Origin of the sequence: Afipia broomeae ATCC 49717, from assembly GCF_000314675.2 — a bacterium.
Lineage (GTDB): Bacteria > Pseudomonadota > Alphaproteobacteria > Rhizobiales > Xanthobacteraceae > Afipia > Afipia broomeae.
In genome coordinates, this window is record NZ_KB375284.1 from 632,153 (window position 1) to 654,679 (window position 22,527).

Sequence of the window (22,527 nt, forward strand, 5' to 3'; positions counted from 1 at the left end):
TGGATTGTCCGCTTCTCATGCCTGCAACGACTGGAACCGCAGCGCCCTGTCACAAGCCATCGGTCAATCCATTATGAGGCTTACAGGTCAGGGTCTGGAATGCGTCAGGGGCGGGCGAAGCATCTTTTCCGGTCTCGATTTTGAGGTACCTGCGGGGCAGGCGCTGGCGGTGACCGGAATCAACGGAGCCGGCAAGTCGTCGCTGCTGCGGATCATCGCGGGGCTGCTTCCGGCCGCAGGCGGTGCGATGACGCTGGAGGGGGGCGAGGCAGAGTTGACGCTGCCTGAGCAGGCGCATTACCTCGGCCACCGCGACGCGCTGAAGCCGTCTCTTACGGTGCTGGAAAATCTCGATTTCTGGCGGAATTTCCTCGGCGGCGAGGCCATCGACGGCACCGCCAGCCTCGAGGCCGTCGGCCTCGGCCATGCCGCCCATCTGCCGTCAGCATTTCTGTCGGCCGGACAGCGACGCCGCCTGTCGATTGCCCGGCTGATCGCGGTCAATCGCCCCGTCTGGCTGCTGGACGAGCCAACCTCCGCGCTCGACACCTCCGGTCAGGCCATGGTTGCCGATCTGATGGGCGCTCATTTGCGCAGCGGCGGAATCATTCTCGCCGCAACCCATGGACCGCTCGGCATTCCCACGCGCGAATTGCGGATCGGCGGTGCAGGATGAAGGCGCTTCATCGCAGCTTTCTTGTTTGTATCTACCCCCCTCCCCATCCCTCCCCCGCAAGGGGGGAGGGAGCTGTCCGACATGCGTCGCAATTTTTGGACACGCTTATCCGGGTTGTCAGCATGGCGAAGCTCGCGCCTCCTTCGTACCCTCCCCCCTTGCGGGGGAGGGACAGGGAGGGGGGTAATGCACGCGCGATAACGGGCGAACGCTTCCTGAAAAACCGGAGCGCAGCATGACTGCGCTCGCTGCACTCGTTCGCCGTGACATCGCCGTTGCGCTGCGCGCCGGCGGCGGCGCGCTGATCGGCGTGCTGTTTTTCGTCTCGGTCGTGGTGGTGATGCCGTTCGCCCTCGGCCCCGATCTGGCTTTGCTCAAGCGCATCGGCCCCGCCATTCTCTGGCTCGGCGCAATGCTGGCAAGCCTGCTGACACTGGATCGGCTGTTCACCGCCGATCAGGACGACGGTTCGCTCGATCTGATCGTGATGAGCCGCATACCGCTGGAATTGAGCTGCGCGGCGAAGGCGCTGGCGCATTGGCTGGCGGCCGGCGTGCCGCTGATCGTGGCAACGCCGATCATCGGCATCCTGCTCAATCTCGACGCTGATGCCACGTTCGCGGTCGCGCTGACACTCTTGGTCGGAACACCCGCGCTGACATTTACCGGCATGATCGGGGCTGCCCTGGCCGTGACCCTGCGGCGCGGCGGATTGCTGCTTGCGGTGGTGGTGTTGCCGCTGTCGATACCGGTGCTGATTTTCGGCGTCGCGGCCTCGAATGCGGCGATCGACAAACCCGGTTCATTCGGCACGCCGTTCTCGATCCTGTGCGCGCTGTCGCTGGTCAGCCTTGTGGTTGGCCCGTTCGCCGCCGCGGCCAGCCTGCGGCAGGGCCTCGACTGATGCGATATTGCGCCCGATCAACTCTCGCGGAACTGCGCTGCGGTACCACTCGCGCGCATTGCCTGCCGCGCCTGTCGCGACTATCAGGAACGCCATGAGCCTCATCGACCTCGCCAATCCCACACGGTTCCTCGCATTGACCGAGCGCGTGCTGCCCTGGCTGGCCGCAGCGACCGCGATCCTGCTCGCAATAGGCCTTTATCAATCAGCCATGGCGCCTGACGACTACCAGCAGGGCGCGACGGTGAAGATCATGTTCATCCACGTGCCGAACGCGTGGCTGTCAATGTTCGTCTGGGGCGTCATGAGCGTGGCCGCGCTCGGCACACTGGTGTGGCGGCATCCGCTGGCGGATGTTGCCGCGAAGGCTGCCGCTCCGATCGGCGCAGCTTTTACATTTCTCGCGCTGGTCACCGGCTCGCTGTGGGGCCGTCCGATGTGGGGCACCTACTGGGAATGGGACGCGCGGCTCACTTCGGTATTGATCCTGTTCCTGATGTATCTCGGCATCATGGCGCTGTGGCGCGCGGTGGAAGATCCCTCGCGCGCGGCGCGTGCCGCCGCGATCCTCACGCTGGTCGGCGCGATCAATATTCCGATCATCAAGTTTTCCGTCGACTGGTGGAACACGCTGCACCAGGGGGCGTCGGTGATCCGCGCAGGCGGTCCGAGCATGGACCGCGTCTTTCTGATCCCGTTGCTCATCATGGCCGTCGCCTTCTCATTGCTGTTCCTGACACTGCATCTGGCTGCGATGCGCAATGAAGTGCTGCGGCGGCGGGTGCGCACCTTGCAGATGATGCAAGCCAGCCGGCAGGCGGCGTGACCACGATGTCCCTTCTCACGTCGCTCGGTCCATACGCCTCCTTCATCGTCACATCCTATGCGCTGGTCGCGTTCGTCGTCGTGGCCCTCATCGCCTGGATCGCGCTCGACTTCCGGCGCCAGACGCAGACGTTGCGTAAACTCGAAGCCAGCGGCATCACCCGCCGCTCGGCGCAACCGCCCGGCAAACCATCGTGAGCAATGAGGGCGCAAAGCGGCGGCAATCCCGCTCATGGCTGGTGGCGCTGCCGCTGGTCGCCTTCGTCGTGCTGGCCGGGCTGTTCTGGTTCAGGCTCGGGTCGGGCGATCCCGCACGGATTCCATCGGCCTTGATTGGCCGCCCCGCGCCGCAGACAAGTCTCCCTCCGCTCGAAGGGCTGATCGCCGGCGACGCACAGGTGCCGGGCCTCGATCCCGCGGCGTTCAAGGGACAGGTCAGTGTCGTCAATGTCTGGGCCTCGTGGTGCGTGCCATGCCACGATGAAGCGCCGCTACTGCTGCAGCTCGCGCAGGACAAGCGCATCCGCATGATCGGCATTAACTACAAGGATGCGCAGGACAACGCCCGGCGCTTCCTCGGGCGCTACGGCAACCCGTTCAATGCCGTCGGCGTCGACGCCAATGGCCGGGCGTCGATCGAATGGGGCGTCTACGGCGTGCCGGAGACGTTCGTGATCGGCCGCGACGGGACCATTTCCTACAAGCTGATTGGACCGGTGACGCCGGAGAATTTCGAGCGGTTGCTGAAGGCAGAGATCGAGAAAGCACTGCGCGCCAGACCCTGATTGGGGTCGGCAGCCACAGAAAATAATTTTGCGCTTTTATCTGCCGTTCATTTTGGAGCCATGGCGCAGCCACGAATTCGAACATACGCTATGCGTGTTGCAATCACTGTCCTGGAGGGACACCCATGCGTTATATGAAACTTGCTTCATTGACTGCCGCGACCCTTGCGCTCGGCCTGCTCGCGTCCTCGCCGTCGTTCTCGCAGGCGACCCAGCCGGCCGGGTCCGACAAGATGGCGCCCGCGAAAATGGCTCCCGCACCGAAGGCCGACAAGATGGCTCCGGCTGCAAAGGAAACCAAGGCAGCCCCGAAGGCCGACTTGCTCGACATCAATTCGGCAAGCGCGGATGAACTGAAGGCGCTCAAGGGCATCGGCGACGCTTACTCGGCCGCGATCATCAAGGGCCGCCCGTACAAGGGCAAGGACGAACTCGTGCAGAAGAAGATCGTGCCTGAGAAGACCTACGCCGAAATCAAAGACAAGATCATCGCGAAGCAGAAGTAATCCTGCTCTTCGTGACACGATCCAGCGAAACGCACCGGCGGCAATGCCGGTGCGTTTTTCTTTTTCATCATTGCAAGCGAAGCGAAGCAATCCACTCTTGGAAACAAAGCTGGATTGCTTCGTCGCTGACGCTCTTCGCAATGACGGATTATACTAACCCTTCGTAATATCGCCGCGCTCGATGTCGCTGGCCTCGTCGGTCGCAGGCGCGATGCTGAAGCGCTTGATCAGTGGCGTCTGCGCCATGGCAAAGATCGCGGTGATCGGGATCACGCCGAACGCCTTGAACGACACCCAGAAATCCGTGCTTTGGGTGCGCCAGATAATCTCGTTCAGCACCGCCATGCCCGCAAAGAAAAACATCCATCGGATGGTCAACAGCCGCCAGCCGGGTGGCGTGAGGTTGAACATCTGGTCAAACATGATCGCGATGAAGGAACGGCCCATCAACAATCCGATCCCAAGCGTGGCGGCAAACAGCGCATAGATGATGGTCGGCTTGACCTTGATGAACATTTCGTCGTGGAAGAACAGCGTCAGCCCGCCGAACACCAGCACGATGACGGCTGTGACGATTGCCATCAACGGCACATGCTTTGTGACAATGTAGGACGCGGCAATCGCCGCGACGATCGCAACCATGAATGCACCGGTGGCGACGAACAGCCCGAACTTCGCGTTGGCTCCAAAAAAAATCACCAGCGGGCCGAGTTCGGTCGCGAGCTTGAACAGCGGATGCGGCGCGGGTTTGTCCGAGACGGCCATGGTCAGTTGTCCTGTCCTGCAATCGCGCGAGCGAAATCGCGCGCGGTGAACGGCGCGAGATCGTCGATCCCTTCGCCGACGCCGATGAAATGCACCGGCAGCTTGTACTTCTCCGACAGCGCCACCAGGATGCCGCCGCGCGCAGTGCCATCCAGCTTGGTCATGACCAGACCCGTGACGCCCGCCGCTTTGTGGAATGCGTCGACCTGAGACAGCGCGTTCTGACCGACCGTCGCATCGAGCACCAGCAACACGGCATGCGGCGCAGAGGCATCGACCTTGCCGATCACGCGCCGCACTTTTTCAAGCTCGACCATCAGTTCGGTCTTGTTCTGCAACCGCCCGGCGGTATCGATCAGCAGCACATCGATGTCCTGCGCTTTCGCGGCTTCCACTGCCTCGAACGCAAGGCTTGCCGAATCCGAGCCCTGCGCGCGGGCCACCACCGGAACCTTGTTGCGCTCGCCCCACACCTTCAACTGCTCGATGGCGGCAGCGCGGAAGGTATCGCCCGCAGCCAGCATCACCTTGCGGCCTTCGGAGGTGAGCTTTGCGGCGAGCTTGCCGATGGTGGTGGTCTTGCCGGAACCGTTGACCCCAACCACGAGAATGACGAACGGCTTGTGCGCGGCGTCGATCATCAGTGGCTTGGCAACAGGCGCGAGAACTTTCTCGACCTCGGCACCGACAATATTGGTCACGTCTTCCGCCGACACCGACTTGTCGTAGCGTCCCTTGCCCACGGCCTCCGAGATGCGCGCTGCGACCTCGGTTCCAAGATCGGCGCGCAGCAGCACATCCTCGATGTCATCGAGCATGGCGCGGTCGAGCTTGCGCTTGGTGACGAGATCGGCCACCGCCGTGCCGAGCGAACTCGACGTGCGCTTGAGGCCGGCGGAAAGCCGCTTCCACCAGCTTTGTTTCGGTTGATCCTGCGGACTGTCACTCATGAGGAGGGTGTGTTACCCGGTTCAGGCTACAAACGAAAGTCGCTCGATACCAATGGATACGCCGCAACCGACACCGGAAGAAATACAGGCCCGCGTGCTTCACCGCGACGGCTTGATGCTGGTGATCGACAAGCCGGCCGGGATCGCCGTGCACAAGGGCCCGAAAGGCGGCCCCAATCTCGAAGCCTCGTTCGATGCCCTGCGCTACGGCCTCCCGCGCCCGCCGGTGCTGGCTCACCGGCTCGACCGCGATACGTCGGGCTGTCTCGTGCTGGGACGCCATCGCAAGGCGACCGCATCGCTCGGCCTGCTGTTCAAGCACGGCAAGATCGACAAGACCTATTGGGCCGTGGTCGAAGGCAGCCCCGATGCAAACGAAGGCGAAATCGATATTCCACTGGGACGTTTGGACGCTGAACGCGGCTGGTGGCAAAAGCCGGACCCGAATGGGCTGCCATCGAGGACCACGTGGAAGGTCATGGGTCGTGGCGACGGCCTGACCTGGCTTGCCATGGAACCTATCACCGGGCGCACGCATCAACTGCGCGTGCATTGCGCCGCGAGCGGCTGGCCGATCGTCGGCGACAACATCTACGGCAACGGGCCGCGCTTCGGCGAACCGTCGCTGCATCTTCACGCGCGCGAGATCGTGATTCCACTGTCGAAGAACAAGCCGCCGGTGCGCGTGATCGCGCCGGTGCCAGCGCATCTGCATGAGCGGCTCAAGGCCTGCGGATGGAATGGCGAGGAAGCGGCTGTTCCTGAGCTTCACTCAGCCGAATAAACGAAACAGCATCTGCAAACAAAAAGGGCCCCGGAAAATCCGGAGCCCTGATTGGTTTAAGCGACGAGGCGCTTACTTGTCGCGCTTCTTGAGCGCGTTGCCGAGAATGTCGCCCAGCGTCGCACCCGAATCCGAAGATCCGTACTGCGCGATGGCTTCCTTCTCTTCAGCGACTTCAAGCGCCTTGATCGAGACCTGCACCTTGCGCGCCTTCTTGTCGAACTGGATGACGCGGGCGTCAACCTTTTCGCCAACTGCGAAGCGCTCGGCGCGCTGGTCGCCGCGATCGCGGGCGAGTTCAGAACGCTTGATGAAGGTGGTGAAGTCGGTGCCGGTGATCTGAACTTCGATACCGGCTTCCTTCACCTCGATGATCTCGCAGGTCACGACGGCGCCCTTCTTGACGTCGCCTGGTTCTGCGAACGGGTCGCCCTCAAGCTGCTTCACGCCGAGAGAGATACGCTCCTTCTCGACATCGACGTCGAGCACCACGGCCTTGACCATGTCGCCCTTCTTGAAGTTGTCGATGACCTGCTCGCCCGGCTGTTTCCAGTCGAGGTCGGACAGATGGACCATGCCGTCCACTTCGCCGTCGAGGCCGAGGAACAGACCGAACTCGGTCTTGTTCTTGACTTCGCCTTCCACGGTCGAGCCGACCGGGAACTTCTCGACGAACACTTCCCACGGATTGCGCATGGTCTGCTTGAGACCGAGCGAGATGCGGCGCTTGGCCGAATCCACTTCGAGAACCTGCACTTCGACTTCCTGCGAGGTCGAAACGATCTTGCCGGGGTGCATGTTCTTCTTGGTCCACGACATTTCGGAAACGTGGATCAGGCCTTCGATGCCCGGCTCCAGTTCGACGAATGCGCCGTAGTCGGTGATGTTGGTGACGCGTCCGGTGAAGCGCGAGTTCAGCGGATACTTCGCCTCGATGCCCTGCCATGGATCGTCCAGCAGCTGCTTCATGCCGAGCGAAATGCGGTGGGTCTCGTGGTTGATCTTGATGATCTTCACCTTGACCGTCTGGCCGATGGCGAGCACTTCGGTCGGATGGTTGACGCGGCGCCATGCGATGTCGGTAACATGCAGCAGACCGTCGATGCCGCCGAGATCAACGAACGCACCGTAATCGGTGATGTTCTTGACCACGCCGTCGATGACCTGACCTTCTTCGAGGTTCTGCACCAGTTCCTGACGCTGTTCGGCGCGGGTCTCTTCGAGAACCGTGCGGCGCGACACCACGATGTTGCCGCGGCGGCGATCCATCTTGAGGATCTGGAACGGCTGCGAATTGTTCATCAGCGGTGCGACGTCGCGGATCGGACGAATGTCCACCTGCGAGCGCGGCAGGAAGGCGACAGCGCCGTCGAGATCGACGGTAAAGCCACCCTTGACCTGATTGAAGATAACGCCGTGAACCTTCTCGTTGTTGTTGAAGGCCTTCTCCAGCTTGCCCCAGCTTTCCTCGCGGCGCGCCTTGTCGCGCGACAGCACGGCTTCGCCGAGTGCGTTCTCGATCCGGTCGAGGAACACCTCGACTTCGTCGCCGACCTTGAGGTCGCTCTCGCGGCCCGGGCCGTTGAATTCGCGGAGAGCCACGCGGCCCTCGGTCTTCAGGCCGACGTCGATGACGGCCATGTCTTTCTCAATTGCAACAACCTTGCCCTTGATGACGGAGCTTTCCTGCAGATTGCCGCCTGCAAAGGACTCGTCGAGCATCGCCGCGAAATCGTCGCGGGAAGGATTATATGAAGTAGCAGTCGAAGCCATTTGTTCTCCAAATGCGGAATGCCGGCAGCGGGGTTAAGGGCGTATCGCGCATCCAGTGTCAAAGGTCCGCAACCTTTGACGACCGCTTCCGCAAAGAGGAGTTGCGACAGCGGGCCGGCGTGTGCCTGCACGAACGATACGGTGCAAAATTGGATTGCTGCGCCTGGAAAGCGCATGGTCTGCTGTCCGGAGCTGAGACGAAGATCGACCTCAGAAAACCGGGAGCGGGCATTCCTCCAATGACGGCAGGGACATGATAAAGTTGATTAGTCCCTCGGCCGGCCCGCTCGAACGGCCTCGACAATGTCGATGGCAGCCCGGACGCCGCTCTCTATATCCAACTGAGAGTTATCCAGCAAGTATGCATCCGGAGCCGCTTTTAAAGGCGCTGTAGCCCGGTTCTGGTCGCGTTCGTCGCGCTTGAGGATATCCGCCAGCACCGCCGCCTCGTCCGCCGCCTCGCCCCGGGCAAGGGCCTCCAGGGTCCTCCGGCGGGCCCGGACATGGGGGTCTGCCACGACAAAGATTTTCACATCGGCATCCGGGCAGATCACGGTTCCAATATCGCGGCCATCCAGCACGGCGCCCGGCGGATCGGCCGCAAACTGCCGCTGAAAATTGATAAGTACTTCCCTGACCTTGGGAATTGCCGACACTACCGAGGCCGCGTCACCCACTTTCTGGGTTTTCAGGACCGGATTGCCGAACTTTTCCGGGTCGAGTTCCATGGCCGCCGCAACGGCCAGCTTCTCGTCGCTCAGGTCGGACCCAGCCTCCAGCAAGGCATAGGCGACCGCACGATAAATCACGCCGGTATCGAGATGGCGGTACCCGTAATGATGGGCGAGACGCTTGCCGAGCGTGCCTTTTCCGGAAGCGGCAGGACCGTCGATGGCGATGATCATGAAAAATCCGCTCCCAGGCCGCGCATCATCGGGATGAAATCAGGGAAGCTGGTTGCAATGAATCCGGTGTCGTCGATTTTCACCGGCGCATCCGACGCTGCGCCCATCACCAGCGCCGACATCGCGATGCGATGATCCATATGGGTGGCGACGAGGCCGCCGCCGGGCACGTGCCCCTTGCCCACGACGATCATGTCGTCACCGGAAATCTCCACCTCGACGCCGTTGACGCGCAGCATGTCCGCAGTCGCCTCGAGCCGATCAGATTCCTTGACGCGCAATTCCTGCAAGCCGCGCATGGTGGTGACGCCTTCCGCATAGGCAGCGGCAACTGCAAGCACGAGATATTCGTCGATCATCGACGGCGCGCGCTCCGGGGGCACGGTTACGCCGCGGAGTTGCGACGCACGCACGCGAAATTGCGCCATCGGCTCGCCGGCATCGCCCCGCTGATGGCTCTCCTCGATGGAAGCGCCCATTTCACGCAATGTCGTGAAAAGCCCTGTCCGCAAAGGGTTTGTCATGATGTCGGTCAGCGTGACGTCGGACTCCGGCACGATCAGCGCAGCGACAATCGGAAACGCTGCGGATGACGGATCGGCCGGCACGACCACATCGGCGCCGCGCAATTCAGGCTGCCCCGTGAGTGCGATCCTGCGGCCGTGCGCGCCCTCCTTCGTCGTCACCACCTGCGCGCCGAAATGCGTCAGCATCAGTTCGGTGTGATCGCGGCTGGCTTCCTGCTCAATCACGGTCGTGACACCTGGCGCGGACAATCCCGCCAGCAACACCGCCGACTTGATCTGCGCCGAGGCAACCGGGGTGCGATAGGTGACCGGAATCGGATCACGCGCGCCTTGCAACGTCATCGGCAGCCGCCCGCCCTCCGCGCTGGACGTGACGCGGGTGCCCATCAGTTCCAGCGGGTCGAGAATCCGGCGCATCGGCCGTTTGCGCAGGCTCGCATCGCCATCGAATGTCGCGGCGACCGGACATCCCGCCACCGCGCCCATGGCAAGGCGGCACCCGGTGCCGCTATTGCCAAAATCGAGCGGCGCGTCCGGCGCCTTGAAGCCGCCGACCCCGACGCCGCGGACCGACCAGGTCCCCTCGCCGGTGCGTTCCACCTTTGCGCCGAGCGCGGCCATGGCCTTGGCGGTATTGAGGACGTCTTCGCCTTCCAAAAGTCCGGAAATCCGGGTTTCACCCACAGCCAACGCGCCCAGAATCAGGGCCCGGTGAGAGATCGATTTGTCGCCCGGAACGCGAACGCGGCCGCTGAGAGGGCCCGTAGCCCGCGATTCCAGCGGGGTTGGTTGGTTGGAATGGGACAAGATTGCGTTTCCTCAATGCAGAGCGGCTCCTACCACGGGGTTTACAGGACGTCACGGGCCGGTCATTTATCCCTCAAACCGGGGTTGACAGCAGCGGCGCAACTAGCCAAGTGAAGCACCGCTTTTTCAAGACATTCTCAGGACTATAAACCGTGGCCAAAGCCGATCTCGGAACCAAGCGCATTTGCCCGACCACGGGCAAAAAGTTCTATGACCTCAACAAAAACCCGGTGATTTCGCCATACACCGGTGAGATCGTGCCGATCGCGCCGGTGCCTCCGCCACGCACGCGCGCCGATGCGGCCGCACGCGCCGCTGCGGCAAACGCGGCCAGCATCGTGCCGGAGCCCGCGGAGTCGGAAGAATTGGTCTCGCTGGAAGAGGCGGACGCCGAAGAGAACAGCGGCAAGGTCAAGGCCGTGCTGCCGGAATCCGAGGACGATATCGAGGTCGATGAAACCCTTGCCGACGACGATGATGATGATTCGACCTTCATCGCCGAGGACGAGGAAGACGACGAAGACGTCACCGATATCATCGGCGATGTCTCGGGCGATGAAGAGACTTGAGATAAGTTCTCAAGTGTGATTTTTGGCGCATATTCGCGAAGCGGACATCTGCTTCGCGCTCAAGCCGGACAGGTTTGAAAAGGTAATTCGCCGCACTCCCCAAAGTGCGGTGAGGTGTTCGGGGCCATAGCTCAGCTGGGAGAGCGCTTGCATGGCATGCAAGAGGTCGGCGGTTCGATCCCGCCTGGCTCCACCAACCTCAAGATTTCGATCAGCGAAATTGAACCTTCACGCGCCACGTTCGCTCACTGAACAACGCGGCAGCGCAGCATGCGCGCGTGCATGGATGCCTCATCGGCCGCGATATTGACGGCGCGTTGCGAATTCTTTCAATGTGACGGCACGCTGCATCGCTGCAGCAGCATCTTTCATTCTCTGCTCATCGAAGGCTGACTCAATGACAACCCAAACCGCGCCCGGGGCAATGGCCGGACTCCGCGTGATCGATCTGACGCGCGTGCTCGGTGGTCCCTACTGCACACAGATCCTCGCCGACCACGGCGCGGATGTTGTGAAGGTCGAGCCACCGGCCGGCGACGAGACCCGCGACTGGGGCCCTCCGTTCCACGACGATGATGCGGCTTATTTTATCGGCACCAACCGCAACAAGCGTTCTGTCGGCCTCGATCTCGCCTCCGACGGCGGCCGCGCCGTGCTGATGAAGATGCTCGAGACGGCGGACGTGCTGATCGAGAATTTCAAACCGGGCACGCTCGACAAGTGGGGCATCGGCAACGATTTCCTGCGCGCGAAATTCCCCAGGCTGATTCACTGTCGCATCTCCGGCTTCGGCGCTGACGGGCCGCACGGCGGCCATCCTGGCTATGACGCGATCATCCAGTCGATGGTCGGCCTGATGGCCTCGACTGGATCGCCGGAGAGCGGCCCGACGCGCATCGGCGTTGCACTCGTCGACATGTCGACCGGCCTCTATGCTGCCACCGGCATCCTGATGGCGCTGGCCGAACGCGCGAAATCCGGGAAGGGACAGTTTCTCGAGACCACTCTTTACGAGGTTGGTCTCGCGATCATGCATCCGCACACCGCAAACTTCTTCATGCATGGCAAGCCGCCGGCGCTGACCGGCAACGAGCATCCGAACCTTGTGCCTTATGCGGTTTTCCCGGCACGCGACGGCAACATCTTCATGGGCGTCGGCAACGACGGAACTTTCCGCAAGCTCATGAAGGAGCTGGGGCGTCCCGAACTCGGCACCGATCCGCGCTTCGCCCGCAACCGCGACCGCATCGCACACCGCGACGAACTGCGTGCCGTGCTTGTCGACATCCTCAAGGATTTCGACAGCGAGCCGCTCTGCCGTCGCCTGCTCGCTGCGGGACTGCCGGCCGGTCCCGTGCAGTCGGTCGACAAAGCGCTGTCCAACGAGCATACCAAGGCTCGCGGCGATGTGATCGAAAAGGACTGGTACAAAGGCGTCGCCTCGCCGATCCGGTTCGACCGGACCAAGGCCAGCCTGCGCCATGTGCCGCCGAAATTCGCCCAGCACACCGACGAGATTCTCGGTGAGTTCGGCTACTCGGCAAAGGAGATCGCGGATCTCAAGACCGCCGGCGTGGTGGTCAATCAGCGGAAGCGATAACACCGCGCAAGGCTGCAAATGACCGGGCGACGGTTGTCACCACCGCCGCCCGTTTTCTTTTATTGAACGATATCCGCATCGGGCCCGGATCATTTAGGGCTTCCCTCCGGCGGCCCTCCCCGACTACCATTCCGCGTCACGTGCACGTCATCCGGCGCTGTTACCGCGCAACGATGATGACGGCTTCAGGGAGAAACGATCGATGACAATCCGCCAGATGGGCTTTGGCCTGGCTGCTTCCACCCTCCTTGCTTTTGCAACGCCCGCCCAGGCCGTCACCGAGCTTCAATGGTGGCACGCCATGACCGGCGGCAACAACGACATCGTCAACAAGCTCGCGGCTGATTTCAATGCCTCGCAGAGCGACTACAAGGTCGTCCCTTCCTTTAAGGGAAGTTATCCCGACACCATGAATGCGGGTATCGCCGCATTCCGTGCCGGCAACGCGCCGCACATCATTCAGGTATTCGAGGTTGGCACCGCGACCATGATGAGCGCCACGGGCGCGATCAAGCCGGTCTACCAACTCATGAAAGACGCGGGCGAGCCCTTCGATCCGAAGGCCTATCTCCCAGCGATCACCGGTTACTACTCGACGGCGAAAGGCGACATGCTGTCGTTCCCCTTCAACTCGTCTTCGATGGTGATGTGGGTCAATCTCGACGCGCTGAAGAAAGCCAACATCGCGGAGATTCCGAAAACCTGGCCGCAGGTTTTCGACGCCGCCAAAAAGCTCAAGGCGGCCGGATACACCACCTGCGGATTTTCCAATGCGTGGGCATCCTGGGCGCATATCGAGCAGTTTTCCGCCTGGCATAATGTGGCGATCGGCACCAAGGCGAACGGCCTCGACGGCTTCGACACCGTGCTCAAGTTCAACTCGCCGCTGCACATCAAGCATCTGCAGAACCTGATCGACCTTCAGAAAGACAAGACCTACGACTATTCCGGCCGCGCCAATGCGAGCGAAAGCCGCTTCGGGTCCGGCGAATGCCCTCTTTTCCTGACGTCGTCTGGATACTACGCAACCGCCAAGGGCACTGCGAAGTTCGAGTTCACCTCCGCACCGATGCCGTATTATCCGGATGTTGCCGGCGCGCCGCAGAATTCGATCATCGGCGGCGCATCGCTCTGGGTAATGGGCGGCAAGAAGCCCGACGAATACAAGGGCGTCGCAAAATTCTTCGCCTTCCTGTCCGACACCAACCGTCAGGCCAGGCTGCATCAGGAGTCCGGCTATCTGCCGATCACCAAGGCAGCCTATGAGAAGACCAAGGCGGATGGTTTCTATGAGAAGAATCCGACGCTGCAGACGCCGCTGAAGGAGCTCACCAACAAGGAGCCGACGGAGAATTCGCGCGGGCTTCGTTTCGGCAACATGGTGCAGATGCGCGACATCTGGGCGGAAGAGCTAGAGGCCGCGCTGGCCGGCCAGAAGACCGCCAAGGATGCGCTCGATTCCGCCGTGAGCCGCGGCAACGCCATGCTGCGGACATTCGAGAAAACCGCGAAGTAAGTCTCCGTGCTCGTCCCAGCTTCAATGTCCAACCCCTTCCCGCCGCACGCGCGGGGGAAGGGGAGAGTTTCCTGAATGGAAAAGTCGGCTACCTTCAACAACAGACTGCTGCCCTATCTGCTGCTCGCGCCGCAACTCGCGATCACATTCATCTTCTTTTACTGGCCCGCCACCCAGGCCGTCTGGCAATCGTTCAAGCGTGAGGATGCCTTCGGCCTTGCGTCGGAATTCGTCGGTCTGGAAAATTACGAGGCGCTGTTCGCACAGCCCGAATACTACAAGGCGATGCTGACCACTGCGGTGTTCTCGACCCTGGTCGCCCTGCTCTCACTCAGCATCGCCCTGCTGTTTGCAACCCAGGCCGACAAGAACCTGAAAGCGGCGCCTGCCTTCAAGACTCTTCTGATCTGGCCCTACGCCGTCGCGCCGGCGATCGCGGGCGTGCTGTGGATCTTCATGTTCCATCCTTCGCTCGGCACGCTGGCGAGGCCGCTGCGCGCCTTCGGTTTTGACTGGAATCCGCTGCTGAACGGCAATCACGCCATGGCCCTTGTTGTGATGGCCGCGGTCTGGAAGCAGATTTCCTACAACTTCCTGTTCTTCCTCGCCGGACTTCAGGCGATTCCGAAAAGTGTGCTGGAAGCCGCAGCGATCGACGGCTCAGGTCCACTACGCCGGTTCTGGACCATCGTGTTTCCGTTGCTGTCGCCGACCATGTTCTTCCTGCTGGTGGTGAACGTCGTCTACGTGTTCTTCGACACGTTCGGCATCATCGACGCGGTCACCGGCGGGGGTCCCGCGGGCGCGACCACGACCATGGTCTACAAGGTCTATGCGGATGGACGCCTCGGTGGCGATCTTGGCGGCTCCGCTGCGCAATCCGTCGTGCTGATGGTGATCGTCATCGCGCTGACCGCCGTTCAGTTCCGCTACGTCGAACGCAAGGTGCAGTACTGATGGTGGAGCATCGTCCGCTGCGCGATCTCGTCGCCTACGCCATTCTCATCTTCGGCGTTTTCATTGTCGTATTCCCGGTCTACCTCGCCGTGATCGCCTCGACGCACGATGCGGCCACAGTGGTCAACGGAAACATGCCGCTGTCGCCGGGCAGCTATACCCTCGAGAATTATTACCGGGCGATCTTTATCGGCGGCTCGCGCACCAGCCGCGAGCCGGTCGGCTACATGCTGATGAACTCGTTCATCTCCGCGATCGGCATCGCGGTCGGCAAGATATGCATCTCGATCCTGTCGGCCTTCGCCGTGGTGTATTTCCGCTTCCCGTTCCGCAAGACCGCGTTCTGGATCATCTTCGTCACACTGATGCTGCCGGTCGAAGTCCGCATCTATCCGACCTACAAGGTGGTCGCCGATCTGCAGATGCTCGATACCTATGCGGGGCTGATCCTGCCGTTGATCGCTTCGGCCACCGGCACGCTGCTGTTCCGGCAGTTCTTCATGACCGTTCCGGAAGAGCTTCTGGAGGCATCGAAGATCGACGGCGCCGGCCCATTTCGGTTTTTCAAAGATATGCTGCTGCCGCTGTCCATCACCACCATCGCCGCGCTGTTCGTGATCCAGTTCATCTACGGCTGGAATCAGTATTTGTGGCCGCTGCTGATCACCACGCAGGACTCGATGCAGACCATCGTGACCGGAATCAAGAAAATGCTGACGACCACCGACGAGCTCGCGGAGTGGCAGCTCGCGATGGCAACCGCCGTGCTGGCAATGCTGCCGCCGGTGGCCGTTGTGATCCTGATGCAAAGACTGTTCGTGCGCGGTCTGGTCGAGACCGAGAAGTAGGAATCAAGATGGCCAACGTCGTTCTGCACGATGTCCGCAAGACCTATCCCGGCGGGGTCGATGCCATCAAGGGCATCAACTTCGAGGTCGGCGACGGACAGTTCTGCGTGCTGGTCGGGCCCAGCGGGTGCGGCAAGTCCACACTGCTGCGCATGGTGGCGGGACTTGAGACTGTCACCGGCGGCACCATCGATATCGGCGGCCGCGTGGTCAACGAGATCGAGCCCGCCGACCGCGACATCGCCATGGTGTTTCAGAACTACGCGCTCTACCCGCACATGACCGTCTACAACAACATGGCCTACGGCCTGCGCAACCGCGGCATGCCGAAGCCGGAAATCGATACGCGCGTCCGCGAGGCTGCGCAGATTCTCGAAATCACGCCAATGCTGGAGCGAAAGCCGCGGCAACTGTCGGGCGGCCAGCGCCAGCGCGTCGCCATGGGCCGCGCCATCGTGCGGCAGCCAAAAGTGTTTCTGTTCGACGAGCCGCTGTCGAATCTTGATGCCAAGCTGCGCATCGCGATGCGCGTCGAAATCCGCAAGCTGCAACGCCGCCTCAAGACCACATCGATTTACGTCACACACGATCAGCTCGAGGCGATGACCCTCGCCGATATTCTGGTGGTGATGAACGGCGGCGTGGTCGAACAGATCGGCAAGCCGCTCGACATCTATCGCAAGCCGGCCACCACCTTCGTGGCGTCCTTCATCGGCGCGCCGCCGATGAATCTGCTGTCGGTCAGGACGAACGATCTCGGCGGATTGCTTGATGCGCTGCAGATCAAGGTGCCCGGCGACGCCATCCTGGGCGTGCGCCCGGAAGACTTCGCAATGGCCGGTCCGGCGCAGGGAGGGCTGGCGCTCGAACTCGTGATCGACGCCATTGAGCGGGTCGGCGCGGAAACCTTCGTCTATGGCACGAGGGCGCGCGACGGCGCGGGGCCAACCGTCAGCGCCAAGCCGGGCGAACTGCCTCCTGGTGAGATTATCGTCCGGCTGCCCGGAGAAGCCGCGCCCGCCGTTGGCGAGCGAATCAGGGTCACCGCGGCGCGGGATAAACTGCACCTGTTCAGTGCCGACGGCCGCAGCCGGCTGGCGGGCTAGCCCGATTTTCCCCTGTTTACAGGCAGTTAGAGGTTCTTGAACAACGCAAGGGACATCGCCATATTTGCTTCAACCGGCAGGCCGCAAGGCTGCCGGGAACCCAGGAAGGAGTGCCGCAAGGGCTCCGACCCAAAGTCGCTTCGAGAGGACTTTGTGAATGTCTCGTGTTCCTTCGCTATCGAGTCCGTTCCTTTTGGGATTCGACGAGATTGAGCGTGCGCTCGATCGCGTCGTGAAAGGTGCAGACGGTTATCCCCCTTACAACATCGAGCGGTGCGGCCGTGATGACGGCCAGCCTGAACGCCTGCGGATCACGCTGGCGGTCGCAGGATTTACCCGCGACCAACTTGATGTAACCACTGAGGAAAACCAGCTCGTGATCCGGGGCCGCCAGCAGGACGACAAGACCCGGCAGTACATCCATCGCGGCATCGCCGCGCGTCATTTCCAGCGCACTTTTGTGCTGGCCGACGGGATGTATGTCATCGGCGCAGACCTGAAGAACGGCCTGCTGTCGATCGATCTGGCTCGTCCCGAGCCTGAACGGGTCGTTAAGACGATAGCCATCAATGAGCACGAATAATGGAACGAGTAGCGGACTCGACCGCTTAACAACTGCAAGGAGTCGAGACCATGACTGAAGGTAGTGTCATCTTTGAACCCGCCGTCTCTTTGGAGGCGCTGGCTACTTTGGGCGAAGGCCATATCGCCTACGTCAAACAGATTCGCTCGGAAGACGTGCCGGGACTTTTCCCGCAGGCGCCGCAGATCGCGCCCGGCCTGAAGCTGTTCGCGCTTCACGCCGCTGACGGCACGCCGATCATGCTCACCGACAGCCGCGAAGCGGCAATCGCAAATGCATGGAGCAACGAATTGGAGACCGTCAGCCTTCACTGAACCGGCGCAAGCCGCGCAGTGATGCGACGATCGGAACGAAGCGGCAGCGCGGCGAGCGCTGCCGCTTTTGTTTATTGATACACGCTCCACTGTCGGATCGAGTTGCCACCGTCACGAAACCGGACAATCTCGCAGGTTCTTCAAGCTGCTCGTAAACACCGCCATGGCAACAGCTCCAGTTTTAGCCTGCTTGATTACTGGTTTTCCAGACCGACTCGATCAGTGCACCCAGTTCCTCTTCTTCCTTTGCTAACCGAGATTGTAATAGCTCCCTTTCGGAGGGTGAAAGGCTTGGCGACCTGAGCAGGAATTTGTAGTGGCCGATGACCTTTTGATGGCCTCGCACCAAGTAGTCGTGGACACTGCCGACCATAGACCACCAATTAAAGAGAAGCCGAGATAGTCTTCCCGGATCTCGAAGGCCCGATGGGCAGAGGAAAGGTCTCGTCGGTTAGTTTCGCCAACGCATCCTGCTCTTCGGATAGTCGCTTCAGAACAAAGCAACGCTCTATCTCGGTGAGTTCTGTCTTCAGCAAGCGACGATATCGCTGAATGTTGCTGGTCCGCGATCGTATGCGGGCAAGTTTTTCATCAACCATCATCGTCGACACGACGGTCCTCCATCTTTCCTTTCATTTGAGAGAAGCGGGGCCCCGCCAGTTCAAACCAGCGGGGACCACATCGGACTAAAGGCGGCCCGGAGTTATGCGGCGGCCTTTGAGTCGAGTTGTTGAATATTTGAAATGCCGTTGATGGCGATCCGCCGAGGCTTCATCGCTTCCGGGATCTCCCGGACCAGTTCAACGCGCAGAAGTCCGTTGTCGAAGGACGCGTTTCTTACCTGCACGTAGTCTGCGAGGTTGAACTGCCGGCGGAAATGGCGCTCGGAAATCCCTTGGTAGAGATACTCGCGCTTTTCGTCCGTTTTCCGTCCTTCAATAGTGAGCACATTCTGCTCGGCTGTAACATTGATCTCGTCGGGGCGGAATCCCGCCAACGCCAGGGAGATCTGGTACTGATCGTCGCCCAGTCTCTCAATGTTATAAGGCGGGTAATGGGCCTCAGCCTGCTGCTGCGCAGCATCGACGAGGTCAAACAGACGATCGAAGCCGATAGATGATCGCCAGAACGGGGTGAAATCGTAAGAAGTTCTCATAGCCAAATCCTCCACTGAGCAAGTTGGATATAAGCGAGCACCGAACACCTCCGATGCCCGTCTCCTCCGGGCCCCCGAAGGGCACCCGGGCCGATAAACGGCGAGGAAAAAACTAGAAAATATCCGATGGGTTTCAAGACCCCCCTCGAAAAATTCTTTGAACGTCGCCTTGAAAGGCGTGTCGGTCGCTCTAGATTTTTCGGCGCCGTCTTGAACAGAAAGGAGCAATAGGAGGCGACCATGAACGTTCGTGAAACCGGTTTCGACATTCATGCAAATTCACTTCTGGCCGCAACTTTCAGTCATCCGTCGGAGGTTCTTAAGAACCCCGTTCTCTCCTCCGCAGAGAAGCGCTGCGTGCTCGCGGCATGGGCCTCGGATGCATTCGCCGTCAGGGACAACCCCTGGCTCCGCCAGTTACCCGGCTCGCCTGATACAATCCCGTTGAAGGACATCCTTGGCGCTCTGCGCCGGCTTGACGACGAAGACGACCGACCGCCTCCGATCCATGGAGGGGCGGCTTTGCGCCCACCGCGGATCGAACACATGGCTGAAGCCGTGGGATTTTGACAACAGGTTGCCGTGCGCGCGTTGGGCCGCCTGGACCGAAGCTCTGTTTCTCAGGCGGCCGTTGCCGGCGGCAGCGCCAGCACCGAATAAAGTGCCTGCGCATCCTTCGATGCGCGCAGCTTCTTGGCGATGTCCTGATCGCGCAGCAGCCGCGCAATTCGCGCCAGCGCCTTGAGGTGATCGGCACCGGCGCCTTCCGGAGCCAGCAACAGGAACACCAGGTCGACCGGCTGGCCATCCATCGCTTCAAAGTCGATCGGACGATCCAGACGCGCGAACAGGCCCGACAGCTTGTCGAGCTTCGGCAGCTTGCCGTGAGGAATCGCCACACCGTAACCGACGGCCGTCGTTCCCAGTTTCTCGCGCTGGAGAAGCACCTCGAAAATCGACCGCTCGTTTTGTCCGGTCAGGACGGCGGCGCGTGCCGCGAGTTCCTGAAGCGCCTGCTTCTTGCTGTTGACTTTCAAAGCAGGAAGAATCGCCTCCGGTGCGACCAGATCGGTAATCGTCATGGAGCGTTCCGAGGATAATTTAAGCCGTTGGTGTACTTAATAAATCGGTCTCTGACCGGGTGGCGTCAAGGCCCTTTCGAACCGAACCATGGCCCGCGCCCTGAAAGGCGGCGGACCATAGTTAGGCTGGCCCTGGGCGTCAATGGCGAACCTGCTCGGCAACGGCCGGAGGGTCCACCCAGCCGACGTTGCCGTCCGGGCGCCGATATATCACGTTCACCCGGCCGCTGCCGCCATGCTGAAAAACCATCACCGCGGCCCCGGTCAGATCGAGTTCCATGACCGCTTCGCTCACCGAAAAACGCTTCAGGGACGTCACCGCCTCGGCGATGATGACGGGATTGAATTCGGTGACGTCGTCGTCGGACGGCGCTTCGATCACATAGCTCGGCGCGTCGAGACCCGGCCCGCCATATCCCGCACCATTCAGATCGGACAGCGCTGCGGTGGCTGCATGCGCCTTGCGCGCAGAGCGATCCTTCAGGCGGCTCTTGTAACGGCGCAAACGCTTCTCGATCAGCAGCAGCGCCTGGTCCGCGCTTGCATAAGCGTCGGCGGCCATGGAATCCGCCTCCAGCGTAATTCCCGAATCCAGATGAAGCGAGCAATCGGTACGAAAGCCGAAACCATCCTTGCTGAGCGTGATGTGGCCCGAGTAATTTCCGTCGAAATATTTCCGGAGAACTTCTTCCGTTCGCTCACTGACGCGATCACGCAGGGCTTCACCGACGCTGATACTCTTTCCAGAGACCCGGAGTGTCATGACGTTACCTCACTTTCGGACTGGCAGTTCGGATGTTTGAGCGTTCCGCTTCTTGGTGGCGCAGTCAAGCGGTAGCTGTGTCGCGGGATCTGTCCACGGCCGGGGCGGCCGAAGTCAGCGCGGCACCCAGCATGCTCTGCTTGTCGCGGCGGCGCTGCACGGACGAAGGTATACGCATAGCTTCCCGATACTTCGCTACCGTTCGACGGGCTATATCAATGCCGTCGCCACGCAAACGTTCCACGATGGTGTCGTCCGAGAGAATAGCCGTCGGGCTTTCCGCATCGATGAGCTGTTTGATGCGGTGCCGCACAGCTTCGGCGGAATGCGCATCCCCGCCGTCGGCCGATGCAATCGACGCGGTGAAGAAATACTTCAGTTCAAACGTGCCGCGGTTGGTCGCCATATACTTGTTCGCGGTCACCCGCGAGACGGTCGATTCGTGCATCTGGATGGCGTCGGCGACGGCTTTCAGGTTGAGCGGACGCAAATGCGCCACGCCCTGCGTAAAGAAGCCATCCTGCTGGCGAACGATTTCGGTGGCGACCTTCAGGATCGTCCGCGCCCGCTGGTCGAGCGCGCGCACCAGCCACGTCGCGTTCTGCAGGCAATCCGTGAAATAGGATTTGTCGCCATCCTTGCGGATGGTTTTAGACAATTGCGAATAGTAGACCTGATTGACCAGAACTTTTGGAAGCGTATCGCTGTTGAGTTCGACATGCCAGCCGCCGTCCGGTCCCGGACGCACATAGACATCCGGCACGACGCTTTGCGTCTTGGCCGATCCGAACTTCAGGCCGGGCTTGGGATCGAGATGGCGGATTTCGCCGATCATGTCGGCGATGTCTTCGTCATCGACGCCGCAGATCTTCCGCAACGACGCGATGTCGCGCTTCGCCAGCAGATCGAGATTTTCAACCAGTGCCTGCATCGCGGGATCGTAACGATCACGCTCACGCAACTGGATCGCAAGACATTCGCTCAGGCTGCGCGCGCACACACCTGGCGGATCGAACTTCTGCAGAACCGCAAGCACAGCCTCGACGGCTTCGCGCGAGGTGCCGAGCTTCTCGTCGGCGTCACCAAGATCGGGCGGCACGTAGCCGGCGTCATCGACAAGATCGATCAGGTACTGCCCGATCATGCGGTTCGCAGGATCAGGGAATGCAACCGCGAGCTGCTCGGCGAGATGTCCGCTTAGCGTCGTCTCCGCGGCAACGAACGCTTCGAGATTGTAGTCGTCGTCATTCGAGGCGCCACCGCCCCATTCGGTGTAGGCAGTTGGCGCGGCATCCTGCGCATTGCGCGCGGCGGCGTCCGCGGGCTCCTCCGGGAACACGTTCTCCATGCCGGTGTCGAGGGTCTGCTCGATCTCGGCGCGGGTGCCGAGATCCGGAGCCATCCACTCCTCGGCGCCGGCCTCAAAGCCGTCAGAAGACCGTTCGCCGTCCGGGCCTGAGGAAAACTCAGCATTGTCGGAAAAATCCCCGCCGCCGCCCTCGGCATGCCCGGAAGCGGGCTCACCGTGATCGGGAGCGCCATCCTGATTCGCCCGCTCGAGCAGGGGGTTGCGCTCAAGCTCATCCTCGACGAACGCCACGAGATCGAGATTCGACAGTTGCAGCAGCTTGATCGCCTGCATCAGCTGCGGCGTCATCACCAGCGACTGCGACTGGCGGAATTCTAATCTCTGCGTCAGAGCCATAAAAACCAGATCCGGTCCAAAAGTTGGTCCGTTTCTTGCTTATATCTTTCCTGTGAGCTTGTACACGGCTTGACGTTTCGAAAATTTGGGATACCGGCCCAGCGGAGCACCAATCCCGGAT

General features: G+C 61.3%; 24 protein-coding genes and 1 tRNA gene. 16 read left to right on the forward strand and 9 right to left on the reverse strand.

Annotated features, from left to right (window positions below):
* The first annotated feature begins 73 nt into the window (after positions 1-73).
* The 6 genes from ccmA to HMPREF9695_RS22615 all read left to right on the forward strand — a co-directional run bounded on the left by ccmA (position 74) and on the right by HMPREF9695_RS22615 (position 3,696).
* Entirely contained in the window at positions 74-676 is a 603-nt protein-coding gene (gene ccmA, locus HMPREF9695_RS22590; RefSeq protein ID WP_006023237.1) for a heme ABC exporter ATP-binding protein CcmA, read from the forward strand.
* A 235-nt stretch (positions 677-911) separates the two neighbouring features.
* The gene (gene ccmB / locus HMPREF9695_RS22595; protein WP_006023238.1) at positions 912-1,580 is read left to right on the forward strand and encodes a heme exporter protein CcmB; all 669 of its coding nucleotides are present in this window, start codon (positions 912-914) and stop codon (positions 1,578-1,580) included.
* A gap of 94 nt (positions 1,581-1,674) precedes the next feature.
* Positions 1,675-2,406, forward strand: coding sequence for a heme ABC transporter permease (locus HMPREF9695_RS22600; protein ID WP_006023239.1), 732 nt, complete (start codon positions 1,675-1,677; stop codon positions 2,404-2,406).
* Positions 2,407-2,411: 5 nt separating this feature from the next.
* A complete protein-coding gene (gene ccmD / locus HMPREF9695_RS22605) occupies positions 2,412-2,603 on the forward strand; it encodes a heme exporter protein CcmD (RefSeq protein WP_006023240.1) in 192 nt (63 codons plus the stop codon).
* A complete protein-coding gene (locus tag HMPREF9695_RS22610; protein ID WP_006023241.1) occupies positions 2,600-3,190 on the forward strand; it encodes a DsbE family thiol:disulfide interchange protein in 591 nt (196 codons plus the stop codon). Before ccmD ends, HMPREF9695_RS22610 begins: the two co-directional genes overlap by 4 nt.
* A 125-nt stretch (positions 3,191-3,315) precedes the next feature.
* Complete coding sequence (locus HMPREF9695_RS22615; RefSeq protein WP_006023242.1) at positions 3,316-3,696, forward strand: ComEA family DNA-binding protein; 381 nt, start codon at positions 3,316-3,318, stop codon at positions 3,694-3,696.
* A gap of 153 nt (positions 3,697-3,849) precedes the next feature.
* Here HMPREF9695_RS22615 and HMPREF9695_RS22620 read toward each other — a convergent pair whose 3' ends face one another.
* Both HMPREF9695_RS22620 and ftsY read right to left on the reverse strand, forming a co-directional pair.
* Positions 3,850-4,461 (reverse strand): septation protein A, encoded by a 612-nt coding sequence (locus HMPREF9695_RS22620; RefSeq protein WP_006023243.1) that lies wholly within the window; start codon positions 4,459-4,461, stop codon positions 3,850-3,852.
* 2 nt (positions 4,462-4,463) lie between these two features.
* The gene (gene ftsY, locus HMPREF9695_RS22625; protein WP_006023244.1) at positions 4,464-5,411 is read right to left on the reverse strand and encodes a signal recognition particle-docking protein FtsY; all 948 of its coding nucleotides are present in this window, start codon (positions 5,409-5,411) and stop codon (positions 4,464-4,466) included.
* 52 nt (positions 5,412-5,463) lie between these two features.
* Here ftsY and HMPREF9695_RS22630 point away from each other — a divergent pair, with 52 nt between their 5' ends.
* Positions 5,464-6,195 carry an RluA family pseudouridine synthase gene (locus tag HMPREF9695_RS22630; RefSeq protein ID WP_006023245.1) on the forward strand — a complete coding sequence of 244 codons (732 nt, stop codon included), beginning with the start codon at positions 5,464-5,466 and terminating at the stop codon, positions 6,193-6,195.
* A gap of 72 nt (positions 6,196-6,267) precedes the next feature.
* Here the strand turns inward: HMPREF9695_RS22630 and rpsA are convergent, their stop codons facing one another.
* The 3 genes from rpsA to aroA all read right to left on the reverse strand — a co-directional run bounded on the left by rpsA (position 6,268) and on the right by aroA (position 10,207).
* The gene (gene rpsA, locus HMPREF9695_RS22635; protein ID WP_006023246.1) at positions 6,268-7,968 is read right to left on the reverse strand and encodes a 30S ribosomal protein S1; all 1,701 of its coding nucleotides are present in this window, start codon (positions 7,966-7,968) and stop codon (positions 6,268-6,270) included.
* Positions 7,969-8,234: 266 nt separating this feature from the next.
* Entirely contained in the window at positions 8,235-8,873 is a 639-nt protein-coding gene (gene cmk, locus HMPREF9695_RS22640; protein ID WP_006023247.1) for a (d)CMP kinase, read from the reverse strand.
* Positions 8,870-10,207 (reverse strand): 3-phosphoshikimate 1-carboxyvinyltransferase, encoded by a 1,338-nt coding sequence (gene aroA, locus HMPREF9695_RS22645; RefSeq protein WP_006023248.1) that lies wholly within the window; start codon positions 10,205-10,207, stop codon positions 8,870-8,872. Before aroA ends, cmk begins: the two co-directional genes overlap by 4 nt.
* A gap of 152 nt (positions 10,208-10,359) precedes the next feature.
* On the opposite strand from aroA, the gene HMPREF9695_RS22650 reads away from it, so the two are divergent.
* From HMPREF9695_RS22650 to HMPREF9695_RS22690, 9 genes are all read left to right on the forward strand, one after another.
* Positions 10,360-10,776 (forward strand): TIGR02300 family protein, encoded by a 417-nt coding sequence (locus HMPREF9695_RS22650; protein ID WP_006023249.1) that lies wholly within the window; start codon positions 10,360-10,362, stop codon positions 10,774-10,776.
* 120 nt (positions 10,777-10,896) lie between these two features.
* Positions 10,897-10,972, forward strand: a tRNA-Ala gene (locus HMPREF9695_RS22655).
* A gap of 201 nt (positions 10,973-11,173) precedes the next feature.
* Entirely contained in the window at positions 11,174-12,376 is a 1,203-nt protein-coding gene (locus tag HMPREF9695_RS22660; RefSeq protein WP_006023250.1) for a CaiB/BaiF CoA transferase family protein, read from the forward strand.
* Between the two features lie 202 nt (positions 12,377-12,578).
* Complete coding sequence (gene ugpB / locus HMPREF9695_RS22665) at positions 12,579-13,892, forward strand: sn-glycerol-3-phosphate ABC transporter substrate-binding protein UgpB (RefSeq protein ID WP_006023251.1); 1,314 nt, start codon at positions 12,579-12,581, stop codon at positions 13,890-13,892.
* 75 nt (positions 13,893-13,967) lie between these two features.
* Positions 13,968-14,849: a sn-glycerol-3-phosphate ABC transporter permease UgpA gene (ugpA, locus tag HMPREF9695_RS22670; RefSeq protein WP_006023252.1), complete on the forward strand. Its 882-nt coding sequence runs from the start codon at positions 13,968-13,970 to the stop codon at positions 14,847-14,849.
* Positions 14,849-15,697, forward strand: coding sequence for a sn-glycerol-3-phosphate ABC transporter permease UgpE (gene ugpE / locus HMPREF9695_RS22675; RefSeq protein WP_006023253.1), 849 nt, complete (start codon positions 14,849-14,851; stop codon positions 15,695-15,697). The genes ugpA and ugpE overlap by 1 nt, the downstream gene beginning before the upstream one ends.
* Before the next feature lie 8 nt (positions 15,698-15,705).
* Positions 15,706-16,803, forward strand: coding sequence for a sn-glycerol-3-phosphate import ATP-binding protein UgpC (locus HMPREF9695_RS22680; RefSeq protein ID WP_006023254.1), 1,098 nt, complete (start codon positions 15,706-15,708; stop codon positions 16,801-16,803).
* A 157-nt stretch (positions 16,804-16,960) separates the two neighbouring features.
* On the forward strand, positions 16,961-17,386 hold the full coding sequence (locus tag HMPREF9695_RS22685) for an Hsp20 family protein (RefSeq protein ID WP_006023255.1): 426 nt from the start codon (positions 16,961-16,963) through the stop codon (positions 17,384-17,386).
* 50 nt (positions 17,387-17,436) lie between these two features.
* Positions 17,437-17,700, forward strand: a complete 264-nt coding sequence (locus HMPREF9695_RS22690; protein WP_006023256.1) for a BQ00720 family protein — start codon at positions 17,437-17,439, stop codon at positions 17,698-17,700.
* Between the two features lie 703 nt (positions 17,701-18,403).
* Here HMPREF9695_RS22690 and HMPREF9695_RS22705 read toward each other — a convergent pair.
* From HMPREF9695_RS22705 to rpoN, 4 genes are all read right to left on the reverse strand, one after another.
* Positions 18,404-18,856: an Hsp20 family protein gene (locus HMPREF9695_RS22705; RefSeq protein WP_006023257.1), complete on the reverse strand. Its 453-nt coding sequence runs from the start codon at positions 18,854-18,856 to the stop codon at positions 18,404-18,406.
* Between the two features lie 620 nt (positions 18,857-19,476).
* A complete protein-coding gene (ptsN, locus tag HMPREF9695_RS22710) occupies positions 19,477-19,938 on the reverse strand; it encodes a PTS IIA-like nitrogen regulatory protein PtsN (protein WP_006023259.1) in 462 nt (153 codons plus the stop codon).
* A gap of 139 nt (positions 19,939-20,077) precedes the next feature.
* On the reverse strand, positions 20,078-20,701 hold the full coding sequence (gene hpf, locus HMPREF9695_RS22715; protein ID WP_006023260.1) for a ribosome hibernation-promoting factor, HPF/YfiA family: 624 nt from the start codon (positions 20,699-20,701) through the stop codon (positions 20,078-20,080).
* A gap of 64 nt (positions 20,702-20,765) precedes the next feature.
* Positions 20,766-22,406 carry an RNA polymerase factor sigma-54 gene (gene rpoN, locus HMPREF9695_RS22720; RefSeq protein WP_006023261.1) on the reverse strand — a complete coding sequence of 547 codons (1,641 nt, stop codon included), beginning with the start codon at positions 22,404-22,406 and terminating at the stop codon, positions 20,766-20,768.
* Between the last annotated feature and the right edge of the window lie 121 nt (positions 22,407-22,527).